This window comes from Gloeothece verrucosa PCC 7822 (assembly GCF_000147335.1).
GTDB lineage: Bacteria > Cyanobacteriota > Cyanobacteriia > Cyanobacteriales > Microcystaceae > Gloeothece > Gloeothece verrucosa.
This window is the reverse complement of the sequence record NC_014501.1, coordinates 2,264,353-2,281,527: the sequence shown is the minus strand read 5'-3', so window position 1 is coordinate 2,281,527 and position 17,175 is coordinate 2,264,353. Positions and strand designations below refer to the sequence as shown.

The 17,175-nt window shown below is 39.8% G+C and carries 15 protein-coding genes; 8 read left to right on the top strand and 7 right to left on the bottom strand.

What is annotated here, in order from left to right:
* Positions 1-324: 324 nt before the first annotated feature.
* On the bottom strand, positions 325-1,704 hold the full coding sequence (locus tag CYAN7822_RS10040; protein WP_013322146.1) for an MFS transporter: 1,380 nt from the start codon (positions 1,702-1,704) through the stop codon (positions 325-327).
* A gap of 549 nt (positions 1,705-2,253) precedes the next feature.
* Between CYAN7822_RS10040 and CYAN7822_RS10035 the strand changes: the two genes are divergently transcribed.
* Positions 2,254-3,366, top strand: a complete 1,113-nt coding sequence (locus CYAN7822_RS10035) for a glycosyltransferase (protein WP_013322145.1) — start codon at positions 2,254-2,256, stop codon at positions 3,364-3,366.
* A gap of 232 nt (positions 3,367-3,598) precedes the next feature.
* Positions 3,599-5,014 (top strand): glycosyltransferase family 4 protein, encoded by a 1,416-nt coding sequence (locus CYAN7822_RS10030; protein ID WP_013322144.1) that lies wholly within the window; start codon positions 3,599-3,601, stop codon positions 5,012-5,014.
* Between the two features lie 60 nt (positions 5,015-5,074).
* Here the strand turns inward: CYAN7822_RS10030 and CYAN7822_RS10025 are convergent, their stop codons facing one another.
* Together CYAN7822_RS10025 and CYAN7822_RS10020 are read right to left on the bottom strand one after the other, a co-directional pair.
* The gene (locus CYAN7822_RS10025) at positions 5,075-5,749 is read right to left on the bottom strand and encodes a hypothetical protein (RefSeq protein WP_013322143.1); all 675 of its coding nucleotides are present in this window, start codon (positions 5,747-5,749) and stop codon (positions 5,075-5,077) included.
* A gap of 35 nt (positions 5,750-5,784) precedes the next feature.
* A complete protein-coding gene (locus tag CYAN7822_RS10020; RefSeq protein ID WP_013322142.1) occupies positions 5,785-6,483 on the bottom strand; it encodes a hypothetical protein in 699 nt (232 codons plus the stop codon).
* A 237-nt stretch (positions 6,484-6,720) separates the two neighbouring features.
* Between CYAN7822_RS10020 and CYAN7822_RS10015 the strand changes: the two genes are divergently transcribed.
* Together CYAN7822_RS10015 and CYAN7822_RS10010 are read left to right on the top strand one after the other, a co-directional pair.
* Positions 6,721-7,935, top strand: a complete 1,215-nt coding sequence (locus CYAN7822_RS10015) for a M20 metallopeptidase family protein (protein WP_013322141.1) — start codon at positions 6,721-6,723, stop codon at positions 7,933-7,935.
* 22 nt (positions 7,936-7,957) lie between these two features.
* Positions 7,958-9,322: a TrpB-like pyridoxal phosphate-dependent enzyme gene (locus CYAN7822_RS10010; RefSeq protein WP_013322140.1), complete on the top strand. Its 1,365-nt coding sequence runs from the start codon at positions 7,958-7,960 to the stop codon at positions 9,320-9,322.
* 4 nt (positions 9,323-9,326) lie between these two features.
* Here CYAN7822_RS10010 and CYAN7822_RS10005 read toward each other — a convergent pair whose 3' ends face one another.
* Positions 9,327-9,539 (bottom strand): hypothetical protein, encoded by a 213-nt coding sequence (locus CYAN7822_RS10005; RefSeq protein WP_013322139.1) that lies wholly within the window; start codon positions 9,537-9,539, stop codon positions 9,327-9,329.
* Between the two features lie 200 nt (positions 9,540-9,739).
* Entirely contained in the window at positions 9,740-11,143 is a 1,404-nt protein-coding gene (locus CYAN7822_RS10000) for a hypothetical protein (protein ID WP_013322138.1), read from the bottom strand.
* 231 nt (positions 11,144-11,374) lie between these two features.
* Between CYAN7822_RS10000 and CYAN7822_RS09995 the strand changes: the two genes are divergently transcribed.
* From CYAN7822_RS09995 to CYAN7822_RS09980, 4 genes are all read left to right on the top strand, one after another.
* Positions 11,375-12,664, top strand: a complete 1,290-nt coding sequence (locus CYAN7822_RS09995; protein ID WP_013322137.1) for a glucose-1-phosphate adenylyltransferase — start codon at positions 11,375-11,377, stop codon at positions 12,662-12,664.
* 300 nt (positions 12,665-12,964) lie between these two features.
* Positions 12,965-13,357: a type II toxin-antitoxin system RelE/ParE family toxin gene (locus tag CYAN7822_RS09990; RefSeq protein ID WP_013322136.1), complete on the top strand. Its 393-nt coding sequence runs from the start codon at positions 12,965-12,967 to the stop codon at positions 13,355-13,357.
* On the top strand, positions 13,344-13,856 hold the full coding sequence (locus tag CYAN7822_RS09985; protein WP_013322135.1) for a helix-turn-helix domain-containing protein: 513 nt from the start codon (positions 13,344-13,346) through the stop codon (positions 13,854-13,856). The genes CYAN7822_RS09990 and CYAN7822_RS09985 overlap by 14 nt, the downstream gene beginning before the upstream one ends.
* Positions 13,853-15,271, top strand: coding sequence for a KGGVGR-motif variant AAA ATPase (locus CYAN7822_RS09980; RefSeq protein ID WP_013322134.1), 1,419 nt, complete (start codon positions 13,853-13,855; stop codon positions 15,269-15,271). The genes CYAN7822_RS09985 and CYAN7822_RS09980 overlap by 4 nt, the downstream gene beginning before the upstream one ends.
* A gap of 158 nt (positions 15,272-15,429) precedes the next feature.
* On the opposite strand, the gene CYAN7822_RS09975 is transcribed toward CYAN7822_RS09980, so the two are convergent.
* A complete protein-coding gene (locus CYAN7822_RS09975) occupies positions 15,430-16,203 on the bottom strand; it encodes an ABC transporter ATP-binding protein (RefSeq protein ID WP_013322133.1) in 774 nt (257 codons plus the stop codon).
* Positions 16,204-16,273: 70 nt separating this feature from the next.
* Entirely contained in the window at positions 16,274-17,098 is an 825-nt protein-coding gene (locus CYAN7822_RS09970) for an ABC transporter permease (RefSeq protein WP_216701595.1), read from the bottom strand.
* Between the last annotated feature and the right edge of the window lie 77 nt (positions 17,099-17,175).

Genomic DNA, 17,175 nt, shown 5'->3' with positions numbered 1-17,175 from the left:
GATATAGTTTAACCTAGCTAAAGGATTTGAACTTTCCTCGATTGAATGTCTTGATATCATTGTGCCACAGGGTTTTAAACGAAATATTTTTGGGGTTAATTAAGCTTTGAGTAATATCTAATACTCATGTTTATCGAAAGTTGCATTCAGACAACTAACCTTGTTTGTTGCTCGTCTCCTCCCCTCTTAATAACGGGGGTAGGGGGGATCACAGAGGAGGTTAGGGGGAAAGATTTTGATTATCTTTGTATTTAGCTTATTATAGTATTTTTATACACCATTAGTCCTAAATAACTCTCTGAGGTACTACTAATCCCCAAAGAATTATTTTTTAACAGGCTTATAAATAAAAGAGAGTAGTCCTCCAGTCAGTGAAAATAAAGCCAGACTCACTAAAACCGGGCGCACTCCCAATAAAGTTTCTGCTACTCCTGCCAAAGCTAGAGGTAAAGAAAGCGCTATATTAACTGCATTATTTTGTAAACCAAATATCTTTCCCCGTAGTTGCACAGGGGTTTCTTCTTGTATGGCGGTTTGCATAGGAACACCCACAAAAGCGGCAAAAACTCCTAAAAATACAGTCATCAACCAAGTTAAAAACAGACTGTCCACCGATAAAGCTAAACTTAATAAAGATAGGCTAACTCCTAGTGATCCCCACAAACTCATTTGGGTGCGATCAAAGCGCTGTCCCCAATTGCCGATAATTCCAGCCCCCAAAGCCATTCCTGTACCGGCTCCCGCTAACAAGAAGCCAAATTGATCCGCTTTCAAGCCGGGAATTGTTTCTGCAATTCTTACTGCCAATACCGACAAAGCCGCAAAAATTGAAAAGAGAATCACTAATTGAATTAAAGCATTGCGGACTACGGAATTTTTTCCTAAATAAAGCACTCCTTCCTGAATATCTTGCCAAACATGGGGTAATTTTTCCTTTTTATCGAGCCGCTTTTCCCCGAATTTCAGTTGAGTGAGAATTCCTGCCGCCAGCACATAAGCACCGCCCACAATAGCCGTTTTTCCCAGTTGCTCTGACAAACCGACTCCCTCTGATAATTTTGCCCCCACTTCTAAAAGCGGCTCTCCGATAGCAAAACCGATAATCATCATCGCCATCATCGTCGTGGTAAACAGAGAATTGGCTCCTAAAAGATCACGCCGCCTAACAATTAAAGGAATGGTTACCTGTTCAGCCGGGGCAAAAAATTGGGTAATGGTAGAATTAATAAAAGTAAAAAATAGAAGAATTAAAAACCCTGTAGGTAGTTCAAAAGTTTCATGAATACCCGAATGCCAAGAGCGTAGATAAGAAGGCAGCCAGTTAACCGGCAAAGAGAGGGTTTGCCCGTCAAATCCCCACAATAAAGGTAGAACTACAAAGACGAGCAATCCTCGCACTAGATTAGAATTAACTAAAATGGGCTTTTTTGGCCATCGATCTACATACACTCCAGCCACTGTCCCAAATAAAAAAGCGGGAATGGTAAAGGCTATCATAATAGCTGATACCCAGCCGCTAATCGGTTGACCCTCGGCTTGATAATAATGAGCTATGAGTCCTATTGTCCAAATTAAATAAATTTTATCCCCGAGTTGCGAAAGACCCTCTCCTATCCAAAAAATTAAAAATCGACGATTTTGGAGAATTGATAAAAATCCTCGGTTTGAGTTGGATGTCGGTGAAACTGGGGAACGACGGTTCATTAATTTTTGTTTAGATTGTAATTATGCTACAAAAAATATTAAATTATAACACTTAACTCAATAATTTACCAAGAGAGTTTAGATCTAATAGGCTTTCTATCTCATCTTGTCATTCATTAGCCTTAATGTCAAGAAAGAAGCCATCGTCAGGGGATGATCGTGAAGTAATTAGACTCGTCAACTCATGTTTAAAATAAAATGATTTAAAACTAAAATTAGAAATTTTTTTAACCTTAATCCTTTAAGCCTTTCCCCATAGAGATCACCTTTTTTAAAGAGTCATCAAACTTTAGTTAAAGTTATTTAAACCCCGTTCCTTTGCCAAAGTCCCTCAAAGCTCATTTTTCTTGGCACGGCGAGGGGTGAGGAGGAGTCAACTCAAGCGGCTAAATTTTCATCATCAGCAGGCCACAAGCCGCCTGTAGAACTTCAAAGATGCTGGTAAGTTGTCTGTGTGGTAAGGTAATTTAAACCCCCTTTTAAGAAGCTTGGGAAAGACGCGGGGTTTTCATCAATATCATTAATAAAAAAGCGGAGGAATAAGTAATTATGTCTCAAGGAAAAGGTAAGCATCTCGCTATTTATCTTCCCTCCTTTTATAACGGTGGAATTGAACGGGCAATGATCAATTTATCTCATATGTTAATTGAGTATGATATTCAAGTGGATTTTGTCCTTAATACCCTTGGATTTCCTGTGGTAGCATCTCAATGTCCATCCCAAGCCAGAATAGTTGATTTAAAAGTTTCTAATTTTCCTAGCCGCTTTACCCGCTTATTAAAATATTTACAGCAAGAACAACCAGATACTTTACTGACAGCTTATCACTTTACTAACGAAATAGCTCTGTTAGTTAAACGCTTTGCTAAAACATCCACAAGAGTGGTGGTATCTGAGCATAATACAATCTCTGTAGAAACACAGGATGAACCCCTCTTATCCTCTAGACATTGGATTCCTTCATGGATCAAACTTGTATATCCTTGGGCAGATGGGATTGTGAGTTGCTCAATGGGTGTAGCAGAAGATCTCGTCAAAATCACAGGCTTGCCCAGCGAGCGAATTAAAACTATTTATAATCCTGTAATTTCTGCTACTATTCACCAAAAAGCCCAAGAAAAAGTTAATCACACTTGGTTAGCACCTGGAGAGTTACCCGTAATCTTGGGAGTAGGACGATTAGAACTGCAAAAAGATTTTGCTAACTTGATTAAAGCTTTTGCACAAGTGCGAGAAAGCATCCCTGCTCGATTATTAATTCTCGGGCTAGGTAGCCAACACTCTCAGTTAAAAGCTTTAGTGGAAAAGTTGGAATTAGATCAACAAGTCGCCTTTGGGGGTTTTGTCGATAATCCTTATGCTTACATGGCTCGAGCTTCTGTATTTGTGTTGTCTTCAGCTTGGGAAGGTTTAGGGAATGTGCTTATAGAAGCGATGGCTGTAGGTACTCCTGTGGTATCTACCGATTGTCCAAGTGGACCTGCCGAGATCTTAGCTCAGGGAAAATACGGTGAGTTAGTTCCTGTGGGGGATAGTAATGCTTTAGCTCAAGCCATTGTCAAAGTTTTGTCAGGTCAAAAAAAATCAGTAGATTCCTCATGGCTTCAACAATTTACATTAGAATCTGCCGCGCTAAAATATATGAAGATTTTAGGATTTTAAGATTTCAGCAATCACAGATAACAATAAACAAGTGTTCGACTTTTAACTTATTAGTTAAAGGCTTAAAATATATTCCTGTATATTAATCACTTGATTAAAAACAATTGAACTCGGAGTATTGCGGTACGATTCATCCAATCTCAATGGTCTGGTGCTTGAAAGTAAAGTTAAAGAGCAATTACTTATTTTTCCATCTAGCTGAGTGGTCAAAACTATAATTAAGGATCAATTAATGGTGAGCAATTTACTGGGCTTTTATCAAGGGAATAACTCTTCTCAAATGCGAGTTCTTATCGTTGCAGAAAATGTGTCTCTGAGCATGGGGGGCGAATCAAGTCTTCCCTTATACTATTTTCAGCTTTTGCGAAGCAGAAATATTGAAACTTGGTTAATCTGCCATGAAAGGGTTGAAGCCGAACTGAGAGAGTCCTTTTCCCCTGAAGAATTACATTATTGTTATTTTATTAAAGATAACCCTTTTCAGAAAATGTTTTGGGAAACTGGCCTCTGGTTTCCTTATCGGATACAAGATTTAATTTTTGGTCAGTTTATACACTTTTTTACTCAGCAAAAAACTCGTTTATTGGCTAAACAAATAATCCATGAACGAAATATCCAATTAGTATTTGAACCGTCTCCTATTACACCTAAAGGAATTAGTTTTATGTATGATATGGGAGTTCCCGTTGTTATTGGGCCATTGTGTGGAGGGCTAAACTTCCCACCGGCTTTTCAGTTTATGGATTCTAAATTTTCGGGTTTCACGATAAAATTAGGACGATATTTGGCATTAATTTGTCATAAATTTATTCCCGGTAAGCTACAAGCAGCCGCCTTAATTGTCGCCAATCAAAGAACAGCAAAAGCTTTGCCTGTAGGAGTCAGAGGTAAAATTTATGAAGTCATAGAAAGTGGAATAAATTTATCAGTTTTACAGCTAAAAAATGAAGATACTACCCTTCAAGAAAGAGGAAAGAAAAGCGTTCGTTTTGTCTATTCTGGACGCTTTGTAGATTGGAAAGGGATTCAATTTATCGTGAAAGCATTTGAGCAGGTTGCGCCCAAAACTGATGCGATTTTAGAATTAGTCGGTGATGGGCAACTTCGTCCAGAGATTGAAGCAAAAGTCAAAGAATTAAATCTTGAGCAACGCATTATTTTTCACGGTTGGTTAACCCAGGCAGAAAGTATAAAAATTGTTCGGAACTGTGATGTTTTTGTCATGCCTTCTCTGCGAGAATGTGGCGGAACGGCTTTATTAGAAGCTATGGCTTTAGGAATACCTGTCATTACTACAAAATGGGCTGGACCTGCCGACTATGTGACCCCTGAGTGCGGAATTCTTGTAGAACCCTCTTCTATACAAACATTTATTGATGGATTAGCACAAGCAATGTTGCGTTTAGCACAATCTCCAGAACTTCGTGATCAAATGGGTAAGGCAGGAACTGAGCGAGTGAAAACCAATTATTATGATTGGGTGGCAAAAACTGATCGCATTATCGAAATTTTTCAAGAAGTTCTTCAGGACGGAAACAGGGAACAGGAGATGCCAGTGCCGTTGGCGGGTTCCCTGAGTGTGATCACAACTGGCACTCAAACAGTGGCAGGTAACCCAGGGGGACAGGAAGCCAGAGGCAAGAGGTAGCGGGAGCAGGAGGCAGGAGTGCTGACCATAGGAAGCGGGGAGGTCAAGTTTTTCCCCGTTTTATTGCCAGTGGGCATGGAGGGCTTGAGAACATTCCTCAACAGATGCTCGTTGTTTCATCGCTGTTACTAAGGCTTCATAAGAAGATCGATGTTTTTCAATTAAATTTTTGGCTTGTAGCAATGCCCATCGTTCTTTTTGCTGATAAGAGTTTTGAGAAACACCAGCCCACTGTAAAGCGGCTCTAAGCTTTTGTCGGTCTTCTTCTCCTCCCTTAGATTCTCCATAAATTAAGGTTTCTGCCGCTATTCCCGCCATCCACACGGTAGAAAATCTATCTAAAATTAAAGGCATTTCTGTAAAATTCACTTTTTTTTCTAATAAAGCAGTGGTGTCAAACATCACCCCTCCTAGCCCGGGTTGTCCTTGCTTAAACGCTTCCCAACCCGAAAGAGCATATCCCGTCACCGGAATGCCTAAAAAGTAAGCGGCTAAAAAATGTCCGGCTTCATGGTGTATGACTCGTTGACGATGTTGTTCCCCCGATAAAATGTCTAATAAAATCGTGATTCCTCTACCATTCCAAGCTAAACCATCCAAAGTTGTCAATCCTAAAACGCTTAACGTGGTTACGGCGGGAATAAACGGCGAAATATGGAACAAAGGGCCGAGTAAAACCGAAAGAGTCATAGCAAAAATGCTAATAGCGATCACATTTAAGGCAGTCTGTTCCATTGTGAGTATTGATAATTTAAATCTTTAAGTTGCTTTTACATTTTAGATGATGAGCTTTTTATTTTGCCAAAAGTCCCTAATAATCCCACTGTGATTAAAGCCACAATTGAAGCGGGTTCTGGAACAGGCGTAGCAACAAATGTCAAAGTGATCTCTGTGGGTTGCTCAGTATAAGATGACTGTTGAACCCAAAAAGCATAGTCGCCTGATAGTAAAGGAGGAATAAAACCTTGAGGATTCGGGGATGGATAGCCATTGGGAAGGTCAGGACGATTTTGATTTAGCCCCATTAAAGGCAACAGATCCTCACCTATATTAACAACACTCTGGGCCGGATTTGTTCCCACTTCAGCAAATCCTAAAAGATTTCCCGGATTAGGCGCTTTCGGGTCTTCGGTAATAACTGAACCTTTTTCAATGGCAATAAATGCCGCATCATCTCCTAAAACATAATCCGTTAAAATGAGTTTAGTCAGGGATAAATTTTTCGGAATTGTTAAGGTAAAATAATCTAAATCTTTGTCAGTAGAATTAGCTGATTGATTGTTAATAATAATATGGAGCAGATTCTCCCCAGCCGCTAAGTCAGGTAGATGAGTGGGTGATAAACGATTTCCCGAGAGATCTCCGTTCACCGTTTCATCATAGAGCCAGGCTGCTTTGAGGGAAGATGGAAAGCTAAAAAAGCCCGCCAGTGCTATTCCAACCGCCACACAAAATTTACAGCCATCCATGATTGTTCGTTCCTTGATTTTCTAAATTCTCATTAGAAGAATAAAAGGATTTTCTTAGTTCAAACAATCTACAATATTTAGCTCCCTCATGCAGATTTTTTGGCATTTTTCCTCAAAGGTTTTCAATGGCAAAAGTGCCGACTTCCTAGAGCCTATTAAAGACAAATTGGTCACCGAGCTTGTAAGATGGAAAGTTAAAGGCAATAACATCAATCTATCCAGCAGTCCACAGGCAATATGATATCTACTTTAACGTCGTCCACCAATGGGTTTAATCAATCTCAGATTCGCCTCAAAATTCGCTCCCTGCAATCTCAATTAGTCCAATGGCGGCGACAACTCCATCAACACCCAGAATTAGGCTTTAAAGAAGTGTTAACCGCTCAGTTTGTTGCCCAAAAACTACAGGAATGGGGAATTAATCATCAAACCGGTATCGCTAAAACCGGCATAGTCGCAACCGTTGACAGTAACCAACCCGGGCCAGTCTTAGCCATTCGTGCTGATATGGATGCTTTACCCATTCAAGAAGAAAATGAAGTGCCTTATCGTTCTCTTCATCATGGCATTATGCACGCCTGTGGTCATGATGGACATACGGCGATCGCCCTGGGAGCCGCTTATTATCTTTCCCAACATCGTCAAGACTTCCGAGGAACTGTAAAATTCATTTTTCAACCGGCCGAAGAAGGCCCAGGCGGCGCTAAACCGATGATCGAACAAGGGGTATTAAAAAATCCGGATGTAGATGCCATCATCGGATTACATCTTTGGAATAATTTACCCCTGGGTACCCTAGGAGTGCGTACAGGTGCATTAATGGCGGCAGTAGAATGTTTTCGCCTTCAGATTCAAGGGAAAGGAGGACATGGTGCCATGCCGCATCAAACCGTTGATTCTGTGGTGGTTGCCGCTCAAATTATCAATGCCTTGCAAACCATTGTCGCCCGCAATATTAACCCCTTAGAATCAGCCGTCGTAACGGTGGGAGAAATTCATGCCGGTAAAGCCCTCAATGTTATTGCTGATAGTGCCAAAATGAGCGGCACAGTACGCTATTTTAATCCTGTGTTTGAAAACTATTTTGCTAAACGCCTAGACGAGATCATCGGCGGCATTTGCCAAAGTTACGGGGCCAGTTATGAGTTAGACTACTGGAGACTCTATCCTCCCGTCATTAATAACGCCCAAATAGCAGATTTAATTCGGTCTGTCGCTTTAGACGTAGTAGAAACCCCTATCGGAGTTGTTCCAGAATGTCAGACAATGGGGGGTGAAGATATGTCTTTTTTCCTAGAACAAGTGCCGGGATGTTATTTCTTTTTAGGATCAGCTAACCCAGAAAAAGGTTTAGCCTATCCTCATCATCATCCCCGTTTTGATTTTGATGAAACTGTTTTAGGAATGGGAGTAGAAATGTTTGTCCGTTGTGTAGAAAAATATTGTTGTTAAATTACCATCTTCAACAAACCAGATGAACACGATCAAATACACCTTATCCGAAGACCATCTCCCCAAAACTTGGTATAACATTCAAGCCGATCTTCCTACGCCTTTACCCCCAGTTCTACATCCTCAAACCCATCAACCCATCACACCGGCTGATTTAGAACCCTTATTTCCTCAAGCCCTCATTGAACAAGAGGTTAGTCAGCAAAGATATATAGATATTCCCTCACCGGTTTATGATATCTATCGTCAGTGGCGACCTACGCCGCTTTATCGCGCCAGACGTTTAGAAAAAGCCCTCGATACACCCGCTAAAATTTATTATAAATATGAAGGTGTTAGCCCCACCGGTAGCCATAAACCTAATACAGCGATTCCTCAAGCTTACTATAACAAAATCGAAGGGGTAAAACGCCTAACCACTGAAACCGGAGCCGGGCAATGGGGATGTTCTCTAGCTTTAGCGGGGATGTTTTTTGACCTGGATGTCGAAGTGTATATGGTCAAGGTGAGTTATCACCAAAAACCCTACCGCCGCGCGATGATGGAGTCTTATGGGGCGAAAGTGATAGCCAGTCCGAGTGAGACAACCGCAGCCGGACGCGAAATTTTAGCCCAATATCCTGATAGTACAGGGAGTTTAGGAATTGCTATCGGGGAAGCCATTGAAATAGCCGCCCAAGATTCTAAGACAAAATATGCTTTAGGAAGCGTATTAAATCACGTGTTGCTGCATCAAACCGTGATCGGGTTAGAAGCGATAGAACAGTTAAAGATGGCAGAAGATGAGCCGGATATTATTATTGGTTGTACTGGCGGAGGAAGCAATTTTGCCGGACTGGTTTTTCCGTTTCTTGGGGCTTCATTGCGAGGAGAAAGCCAAAAACCGATTAAATTTATGGCGGTAGAACCTGCGGCTTGTCCGACTTTAACGCGAGGAAAATATGCTTATGATTTTGGCGATACTGCCCATTTAACCCCGCTAGTTAAAATGCACACCCTAGGCAATTCTTTTGTTCCTGAAGGATTTCATGCGGGGGGGTTAAGATATCATGGGATGGCTCCTTTAATCAGCCATTTGGTTCAGTTAGGTTTGATTGAATGTAGCGCTTATCCTCAATTAAGCTGTTTTGCTGCCGGCTTGACGTTTGCTTCTTCGGAGGGAATTTTACCCGCCCCAGAAGCTAATCATGCCGTGAGAAAAGCCATTGATGAGGCATTGCTTTGTAAAGAAGAAGGCATTAGCCGCACGATTTTATTTAATTTGTGTGGTCATGGTCACTTCGATATGCAGGCCTATATTGATTATCAAGCCGGTAAACTTCAAGATAGTGAGTATAATCCTCAAGAAATCGCGATGGCTTTAGCGGGTTTACCGAGTTTTGAATAGTCTTTTAGGTACTGATAAAAGCGATAGTAAAAAAGAGAATAATCGAAAGTATAATCAGAAATAGTCCCATCACTCTGACTATTTCAAAAATTTTCACCACTTCGTTATCATCGTAGTTCCATAAATTGACTTTTAACAAATGTAGAGCGACTAAAGATAAGGCTGTTGAGATCATGCCAATTTGAGCAAGATTAATAAAAAAAATGGCTAAGGTCATAAAATTTTTCTCAAAAATTCTAATAGTTATAGCATTCCCAAAAAGTGAGTAAAAATATCATCTCATAGGAAATTTGATCATTCAAGTTCGGATATCTGAGTATAGTTACTTAGATTTCTCAAAAATTAGCGCAAACTGAGCAAGACCGAACTCATGCGGGGTTGGGGGGAGCAATGAGAGCAATTTTAGAGAAAATGGGATTACTTCAAACCCGGAATCACATCTCGAACTACAATAGTTTGCTCTTTGGAATAACCCCCGAAAGAACGAGTGGCGATAATTTCTATTTCAAATCCTTGTCCGGGTTTAATATCTTCAGGATCAATCGGTAATTTTCCGATCTCAAAGGTAAATTTATTGCCTTGAAAACGGAGCAATTCTGGCGGCATAGGTCCTTCGTATCGAGTGCGATAATCTGACACTGGACGAAAACGAGGATCAGAGCGAGTGGTACGATATTTAACCAAAAACTTTGTGGAAATGAGATTGGATAAATTGGCTTTGTCTTCCAACGTTAACTGAAAATCTGTTCTATTTCCCGTAATTTTTTCACTGACTAACTCGGTGGCTTCTTTTTCTAAAATCGCATTGTAAACAATAAACTGAGTAAAATTATTTTGTTGTTGAGTTGTTGCTTCAAGCCAGATTTGTGCCGGAGGATTAACCTTTATCTGTCCATTATTTTCTAAACTCAAAGACATTTTTTGAGCGGCAAATTTTTCAAAAGATTGGGGAGCATTCCAAATCAACAAAAAAGAATGTTCTAATCGTTCTACCAAAAACCGATATTGATCATCAATTACCGAACCCGGAGCAAATAAAGCTAAAGCACCCGTAAGAGTTTCCCATTTATTTTTTGATAAGGTAAAGCCTCTATCTTTCAATTCCGATAGAGCCACGCTGGCACCTGGTTTATCATCTACTAGAGGACGATTCAGGTTAATTAAAGTTAGTTGTCCTAAACGTCCTTCTCGCCCCACTCTTCCTGAAGTTCCATTAATTCCATCTAGCCCATTTTGACAGCGAAAGGTTTGAGTAGTACAACGATAATTCGCATCACCGGGTTTTCCTTTACAGGTTTCTACTGTCCAATAGGGTTGACTACAGCGACATCCTTTACCGCCTGTACCCCCTATGCCGGGCTGTCCTGCTGTACCCCCCACAGCATTAACCGTAATTTGTTTAAGGTTAGCTATATTAGTGGAATAAACCGTTAAATCTCCTCCATTTCCCCCATCACCGCCATCGCCGCCATTGCCGGCATTACCCCCATTAGCCGCACGTAGATCATAAGTCACATTTTGGGGTTGTTCAAGACATTTAGCATCTGTCCCATTCTGTCCGTTGTTACCGTCCTTGCCATTTTGTCCCGCTAAATTGAGCTTTATGGGAGAACCATCAGCAAAAACGGTGGTACTGTCTGCATTTTGAGCATTTTGTCCCCGTTCACCATTTTTACCATTAGTTCCCTGAGAACCAAATTCTCGTGCTTCACCGGCTCCCCATGCCATCCAGTGACATTGACTGATTTGGGAGGAGGAAGGCAAAATATAGGGGCAACTTAGAAAGATTAGACACAGAGAAATTTTGCCAAGAAAGCGCATGGAGTTCGTTGTCAGTTATGAGTCATCCACTGTTGCTCTTGGACTAACTCTACTAAAATTTTGTTTCACCGTAAAAATTTTTCCTCTTGAGACAGATGCAAAAATCCTGCTGTGAGGGGTTTTGCTGTAAATTTCTGTCTTTTGATGCCATCCCCCCCTACCTAGATTTGCCAGAGAGTCTTAAACTTGACTTGAGAGGTAACAGTAACAGGCAATCGCGAGGTTTTATTCGTGAAAAAAGTCTTATCTATCATACTTGGAGGCGGTGCTGGAACACGCCTTTATCCCTTAACCAAACTCAGAGCAAAACCCGCAGTTCCCTTAGCCGGTAAATATCGCTTAATTGATATTCCTGTAAGCAACTGCATTAACTCAGAGATTACCAAAATATACGTTCTGACCCAATTCAATTCTGCATCCCTCAACCGTCATTTGTCCCGAACCTATAATTTTAATGGTTTTAATGACGAATTCGTTGAGGTACTGGCAGCCCAACAAACACCGGAAAATCCGGGTTGGTTCCAAGGAACGGCTGATGCTGTGCGTCAGTATCTTTGGCTGATGGAAGAATGGGATATAGACGAATATCTGATTCTTTCGGGGGATCATCTTTACCGAATGGATTACCGTCAGTTTATACAACGTCATCGGGAAACCAACGCCGATATTACCCTATCAGTTGTTCCCATTGATGAGAAACGGGCATCGAGTTTTGGTTTGATGAAAATTGATGATAACGGTAGGGTGATTGACTTTTCTGAAAAGCCTAAAGGTGATGCCCTCAAACAAATGCAGGTGGATACTACTATTTTAGGCTTATCTCCAGACCAGGCTAGAAAAAGCCCTTATATTGCTTCAATGGGGATTTATGTCTTTAAGAAAGATGTTTTAGGTAAGTTGCTACGAGCTAACTTAGAACAAACAGATTTCGGTAAGGAAATTATCCCCGCCGCATCTGCGGATCATAATGTTCAGGCTTATCTATTTAAGGGTTACTGGGAAGATATTGGGACGATAGAGGCGTTTTATGAGTCGAATTTAGCTTTAACTCAGCAGCCTTACCCAGCTTTCAGCTTTTATGATGAAAAAGCCCCCATTTATACCCGTGCCCGTTATTTGCCTCCGACAAAAATGGTCGACTGTACCATTACAGAATCGATGATTAGTGAGGGCTGTATTCTCAAAGAATGCCGCATTCACCATTCTGTTCTCGGGATTCGCGCTCGGGTTGAAGCCGGTTGTACCATTGAAGATAGTTTGCTGATGGGGTTAGATTTTTACGAATCCTCGGCACAACGCAAAGCGGCTTCCCAAGCCGGTAAAGTTCCTCAAGGAATTGGCGCAGGTACAACAATTCGTCGAGCAATTATTGATAAAAACGCTCACATTGGCAAAAATGTGTTAATTATCAATAAAGACCGCATAGAAGAAGCTGACCGTGAAGATCAAGGTTTTTTAATCCGCAATGGTATTGTTGTGGTCATGAAAAACGCCACTATTCCTGACGGGACAGTTATCTAGAAGACCCATTTAAGAGGACAAGGAGAGGATTTTCCTTGTCTTCTTTTAGCTAGAGTCTTGAAACCGATGGATAGACTAAATATTTTAAATTTAGAATATAGTTCTTAAAATATTCCATGCTAGAATATTGAGCGAAGTCTTTCATCAAAGCTCAGATGCAACAGTTACCGAAAAATATTCCTAATCTGCCGATAGGAGAAGGCCTCTTCAGAACCCATCCTGCCTATAGAATTCCTTGGTACATCCTCAGACTTGGCCAACTATTCTAAATATGTAATAATATAAGGGGAGAGTTCAGGAGTGGATGAAGAATGGCAAATTGAGTTTTACCGCGAATTTGATACAAATGAACCAGTCAAAAAGTTTCTCAAAGAAGCTAATTTAACTGAAGGGGAACTGAAGCAGTTGCAACTACGCCTGAAATTACTGAAAACTTGGGGATTACAGTTATTAAGAGAACGATCAGATATTCTCAGTAAAATCAAAGAACAAAATAACCTCTATGAATTACGCTTAGACAACACCCCTAATAACCCTCGAATTTTCCTTTGTGCTTTCACAGGTAAACGTTTAATATTGCTACATGGTTTTAAGAAGAAAAAGCAAAAAACCCCTACCAAAGAAATAGCCATCGCTGTTAAACGGTTAAATAGTGTAATAGAAAGGGAGGAAAGCGAAAATGACTCAAAATAACAACAATGATGTTTTAGCTTTTTTAGATGATATTATTCCCGACACTCCAGAAAACCGTCTAATTGAACGACAAGAACTATTTAGGATCGCGTTAACCCAAGGGATGCGGAATCTTCGCAAACGGGTAGGAATGACACAAAAAGAATTAGCGCAGAAGTTGGGAGTTACTCAGGGATGGGTATCTAAACTAGAAAGTGCTAATAATGACCATACTTTTGCATCAGTTTTAGCTTATTTAGATGGGTTAGCAGCCGATTTTGAAGCCGCTATTTTACTCAATGACCAAAAATTTCAAGTCATCCCTGCTTATTTAAGAAAAGAACAAGAAGAAATTGAAGGAGCAATTACATCAGTTTTAAACCCTCCTGAAAATTTATCTTCTACACCAGCATCAAAACCCCCTGAATTCCCATCGATTTCACCCGAACAAAAAAGGCAATGTGAAGAAGTAAAAGAGATTATTAAAAAGACTCACAGTTTATGGGGGATTGCTTCATGAAAACCATTACATTTTATTCTTATAAAGGAGGTGTAGGAAGGTCCCTTACGGCGGCTAATTTTTCAGTTTATCTAGCTAAGTTGGGATTAAAAACAGTTCTGATTGATTTTGATTTAGAAGCACCTGGTATAGACGCGAAGTTTAATTTACCTGAACCGCCGCACTTTCAAAAAGGTGTTTTAGATTATATCCTGCATTATCAGCAGTACAACGAAGAGTTAGGAAATATTAAAGACCTTTGTATTTCTGTTCCTCTAGAAGCTTCTGAAACCGGAAAACCGGCTTCTTTGTGGATAATTCCCGCCGGTCAATATTTGACTGAAGAATATTATAAAAAATTAAGCCAGTTAGATTGGGGAATTATTTTTTCTCAACGAGAAGGAGTGGCATTTTTTCAACAGTTTTTAGCGCATATTAAGGAAGAATTACAAGCGGATTTTGTGATTATTGACTCTCGAACAGGGATAACCGAGAGTTCAGGGTTATGTACTCAACAACTTGCGGATGAAGTGATTATGCTTTCTTCTTTGAGTTCGGAGAGTATTCGGGTTACAAAGCATATTAAAAACTTAATTGAACAAAGTCAAATTGCTAAAGCGTTGGGGAAGTCTATTGAGGTTAAATTAGTTGTCTCTCGGGTTCCTAAACCTGATGATTTGATGGGGTTTAAGCAAGACTGTTGTGAGTTGTTTGATATTGAGGATAACAAACTGTTTTTCTTGTTTTCTTGTCCTGCTTTAGAGCAAAAAGAGTTTCTTGCTATAACTGAGTCTGACAGTCATGAAGAATTAGTCAGTAATTACGTAAAATTATTTTATGCTATTCAAATAGAGTTAGCTGAAACCAATATTTTAAAACAAATAGAAATTTTTACTCAAAAAATTCTTTTCCTGCCAGAAGAAGAAGCAGAAAAGCAGATTTTAGAATTAGCGGCTATCTATCCTCATCCCGAAATTTATAGAACGGCAATGCGCTTTTTTAAACTAACTAAAAATTCAACGCAAATGAAAATTTTTTGCTGGAAGTTATTGGAATTATTACCCGACGATGAGGAAGTTCAAATAATTTTAGGAAAAGAATATCTTAGACAATTAAAAATTAAAATTGAGCATCAAGCAGAACGATTTATAAAAAATGCCATTCGAGCAATAGAACCACTCTATCAAAAAAATAAATTAAATGTTGAAGAAAAAATAATTTATGGAGAAACTTTAGTAATAAATAAAGAATATCAAAAAAGCCTTGAAATTCTTTTACCTTTATGTAACGATGAAGAAATTCCCATGAATTTTCAATTTAACGCTTGTAATATAGCGGCTGATGCTGCCATTATATTAAATGATTATCCATTAGCAATTCAGCTACAAGAAAGAGTTAAAGCAATAGAGAAAGAACTAGACGATATTCCCTTCTAATTACTTGCACATAAAAGAAAATAATAGATAAATTTGTTATCTGTAGTAACCGTTTACAAAGTCCCCCTAGAAGGGGGAGGTTTTTAACCCAAAATCTTCGATAAAAAAATCTCTCAGCGTCCTTGTTGCGGCTTTGCTCATAACCGCGAAATAATCTTTTAAGCCGCCGCCATTGCCTCCTGGCCATGAGTCCGCATCAAATCCATCAACTCATCGCGATAACTATGAAAACTCGAATGCCGCTTAACAGTATGACTACGCTCGGGTAAATTAATCTTAATCTCCTTTCTCACCGTACCCGGGCGAGCGCCAAGCGCATAAATTCGATTAGAAAGAAACACCGCCTCTTCCACATCATGAGTAATCATAAAAACAGTAATATTGGTGCGCTCCCAAAGAGTCAGCATAAACTCGTGCATAGACTCCTTAGTATGAACATCCAAAGCGCCAAACGGTTCATCCATCAATAACACTTTGGGATTAGAAGCCAAAGCACGAGCAATAGCTACACGCTGCTTCATGCCGCCTGACAACTGATTCGGTAAGGATTTAGCAAAATTGGATAATCCTACCATATTAAGAAAATAACTAGCTAATTCTCGTCGTTCTCGAGGAGAAAAACCTTGTAACTTTAGGCCAAATTCTGTATTTTCTTGAACATTCATCCAAGGATAAAGCGTATAGTGCTGAAAAACCATTCCTCTATCTGGACCTGGTCCTGTAACTCGTTTTCCATCAATTTTCACTTCTCCCACCGTAGGCCTATCGAGTCCGGCTATTTGGCGCAAGAGAGTAGATTTTCCTGAACCACTAGCACCCACAGCACAAATAAATTCTCCTTGCTTAATGGTCATATTAATATCTTTGAGAACCACTAAATTTCCTTGTTTGGTGGCAAAATGTTTATGTAGATTGATGATTTGTAGATACATAGCTTAACTCCTTAAAACTCACTGGAACGTAAACAATTTTTCTTAAAATTTTACAAAACTTATCAATAAATTAACGCTTTTGAGTTGCCCATTGACAAGAAACGCGCAACAGATATTGAAAAAGCAGGTCAAAAAACAACCCAATCACACCAATAACAATTAACCCGACAAAAATTTCATCGGTTCTTAAAAAACGGCCTGCTACACTAATCCGACGGCCTAACCCTTCTGTAGAAGCAATTAATTCAGAAACAATTACTAATTGCCAAGCCGCCGCTAAATTAATGCGGCAAGCATCAATAATTCCGGGTACAACATGGGGAAAAATTACTTGAATTAAGGTTTGCCAACGATTTCCCCCTAACATATAAGTTGACTCGATTAAATCTTTGGGGACAAACTTAACCGTATCCATAACCATCAAGGCATTAAAGAAAAATACCCCAATAAAAATTAGGAGAATTTTCGGTTCTTCTCCCACGCCTAAATATAAAATTAATAAAGGAATAAAAGCCGGAGCCGGCATATAGCGCATTAGTCCAAAGATCGGCTCTAACAAAGCTCTAATTGTGGCATAACTGCCCATCAAGATACCCAGAGGAATTGATAAAATAGAGGCCAAGAAAAACCCTACTCCCACACGCCAAAGACTAGCTACTGTATCTTTTAATAACTCTCGGGTACTCCAAAGCCGCCCAAATGCTTCCATCACTTTAGCGGGTGACGGTAAAAATTTTGGGTCTATGTTCCCGAAAGTAGTAATTAACCACCATAAAAATATAGGAACGGCAATAGAAGTAATAATTAATAGGGTAGAAATGGGTTTAGGGATCTCTTCAACCAGTTCCCATAAAACGGTACGACGTAAAATTTTTGAGCGGCTCTGTGTTGTCATAGTTCCTGAAATTCGACTCATTTTTATAAGTACCCAATTTATGATATAATTCCCTCCGATTGCCGCTCTGAGATTGG

Coding starts and splice junctions, on each gene's coding strand:
- CYAN7822_RS09980 (WP_013322134.1), top strand. CDS start 13,853: ATGAAAACCATTACATTTTATTCTTATAAAGGAGGTGTAGGAAGGTCC.
- CYAN7822_RS10025 (WP_013322143.1), bottom strand. CDS start 5,749: ATGGAACAGACTGCCTTAAATGTGATCGCTATTAGCATTTTTGCTATG.
- CYAN7822_RS10015 (WP_013322141.1), top strand. CDS start 6,721: ATGATATCTACTTTAACGTCGTCCACCAATGGGTTTAATCAATCTCAG.
- CYAN7822_RS10020 (WP_013322142.1), bottom strand. CDS start 6,483: ATGGATGGCTGTAAATTTTGTGTGGCGGTTGGAATAGCACTGGCGGGC.
- CYAN7822_RS10005 (WP_013322139.1), bottom strand. CDS start 9,539: ATGACCTTAGCCATTTTTTTTATTAATCTTGCTCAAATTGGCATGATC.
- CYAN7822_RS10000 (WP_013322138.1), bottom strand. CDS start 11,143: ATGCGCTTTCTTGGCAAAATTTCTCTGTGTCTAATCTTTCTAAGTTGC.
- CYAN7822_RS09975 (WP_013322133.1), bottom strand. CDS start 16,203: ATGTATCTACAAATCATCAATCTACATAAACATTTTGCCACCAAACAA.
- CYAN7822_RS10035 (WP_013322145.1), top strand. CDS start 2,254: ATGTCTCAAGGAAAAGGTAAGCATCTCGCTATTTATCTTCCCTCCTTT.
- CYAN7822_RS09985 (WP_013322135.1), top strand. CDS start 13,344: ATGACTCAAAATAACAACAATGATGTTTTAGCTTTTTTAGATGATATT.
- CYAN7822_RS09970 (WP_216701595.1), bottom strand. CDS start 17,098: ATGACAACACAGAGCCGCTCAAAAATTTTACGTCGTACCGTTTTATGG.
- CYAN7822_RS10030 (WP_013322144.1), top strand. CDS start 3,599: ATGGTGAGCAATTTACTGGGCTTTTATCAAGGGAATAACTCTTCTCAA.
- CYAN7822_RS10040 (WP_013322146.1), bottom strand. CDS start 1,704: ATGAACCGTCGTTCCCCAGTTTCACCGACATCCAACTCAAACCGAGGA.
- CYAN7822_RS10010 (WP_013322140.1), top strand. CDS start 7,958: ATGAACACGATCAAATACACCTTATCCGAAGACCATCTCCCCAAAACT.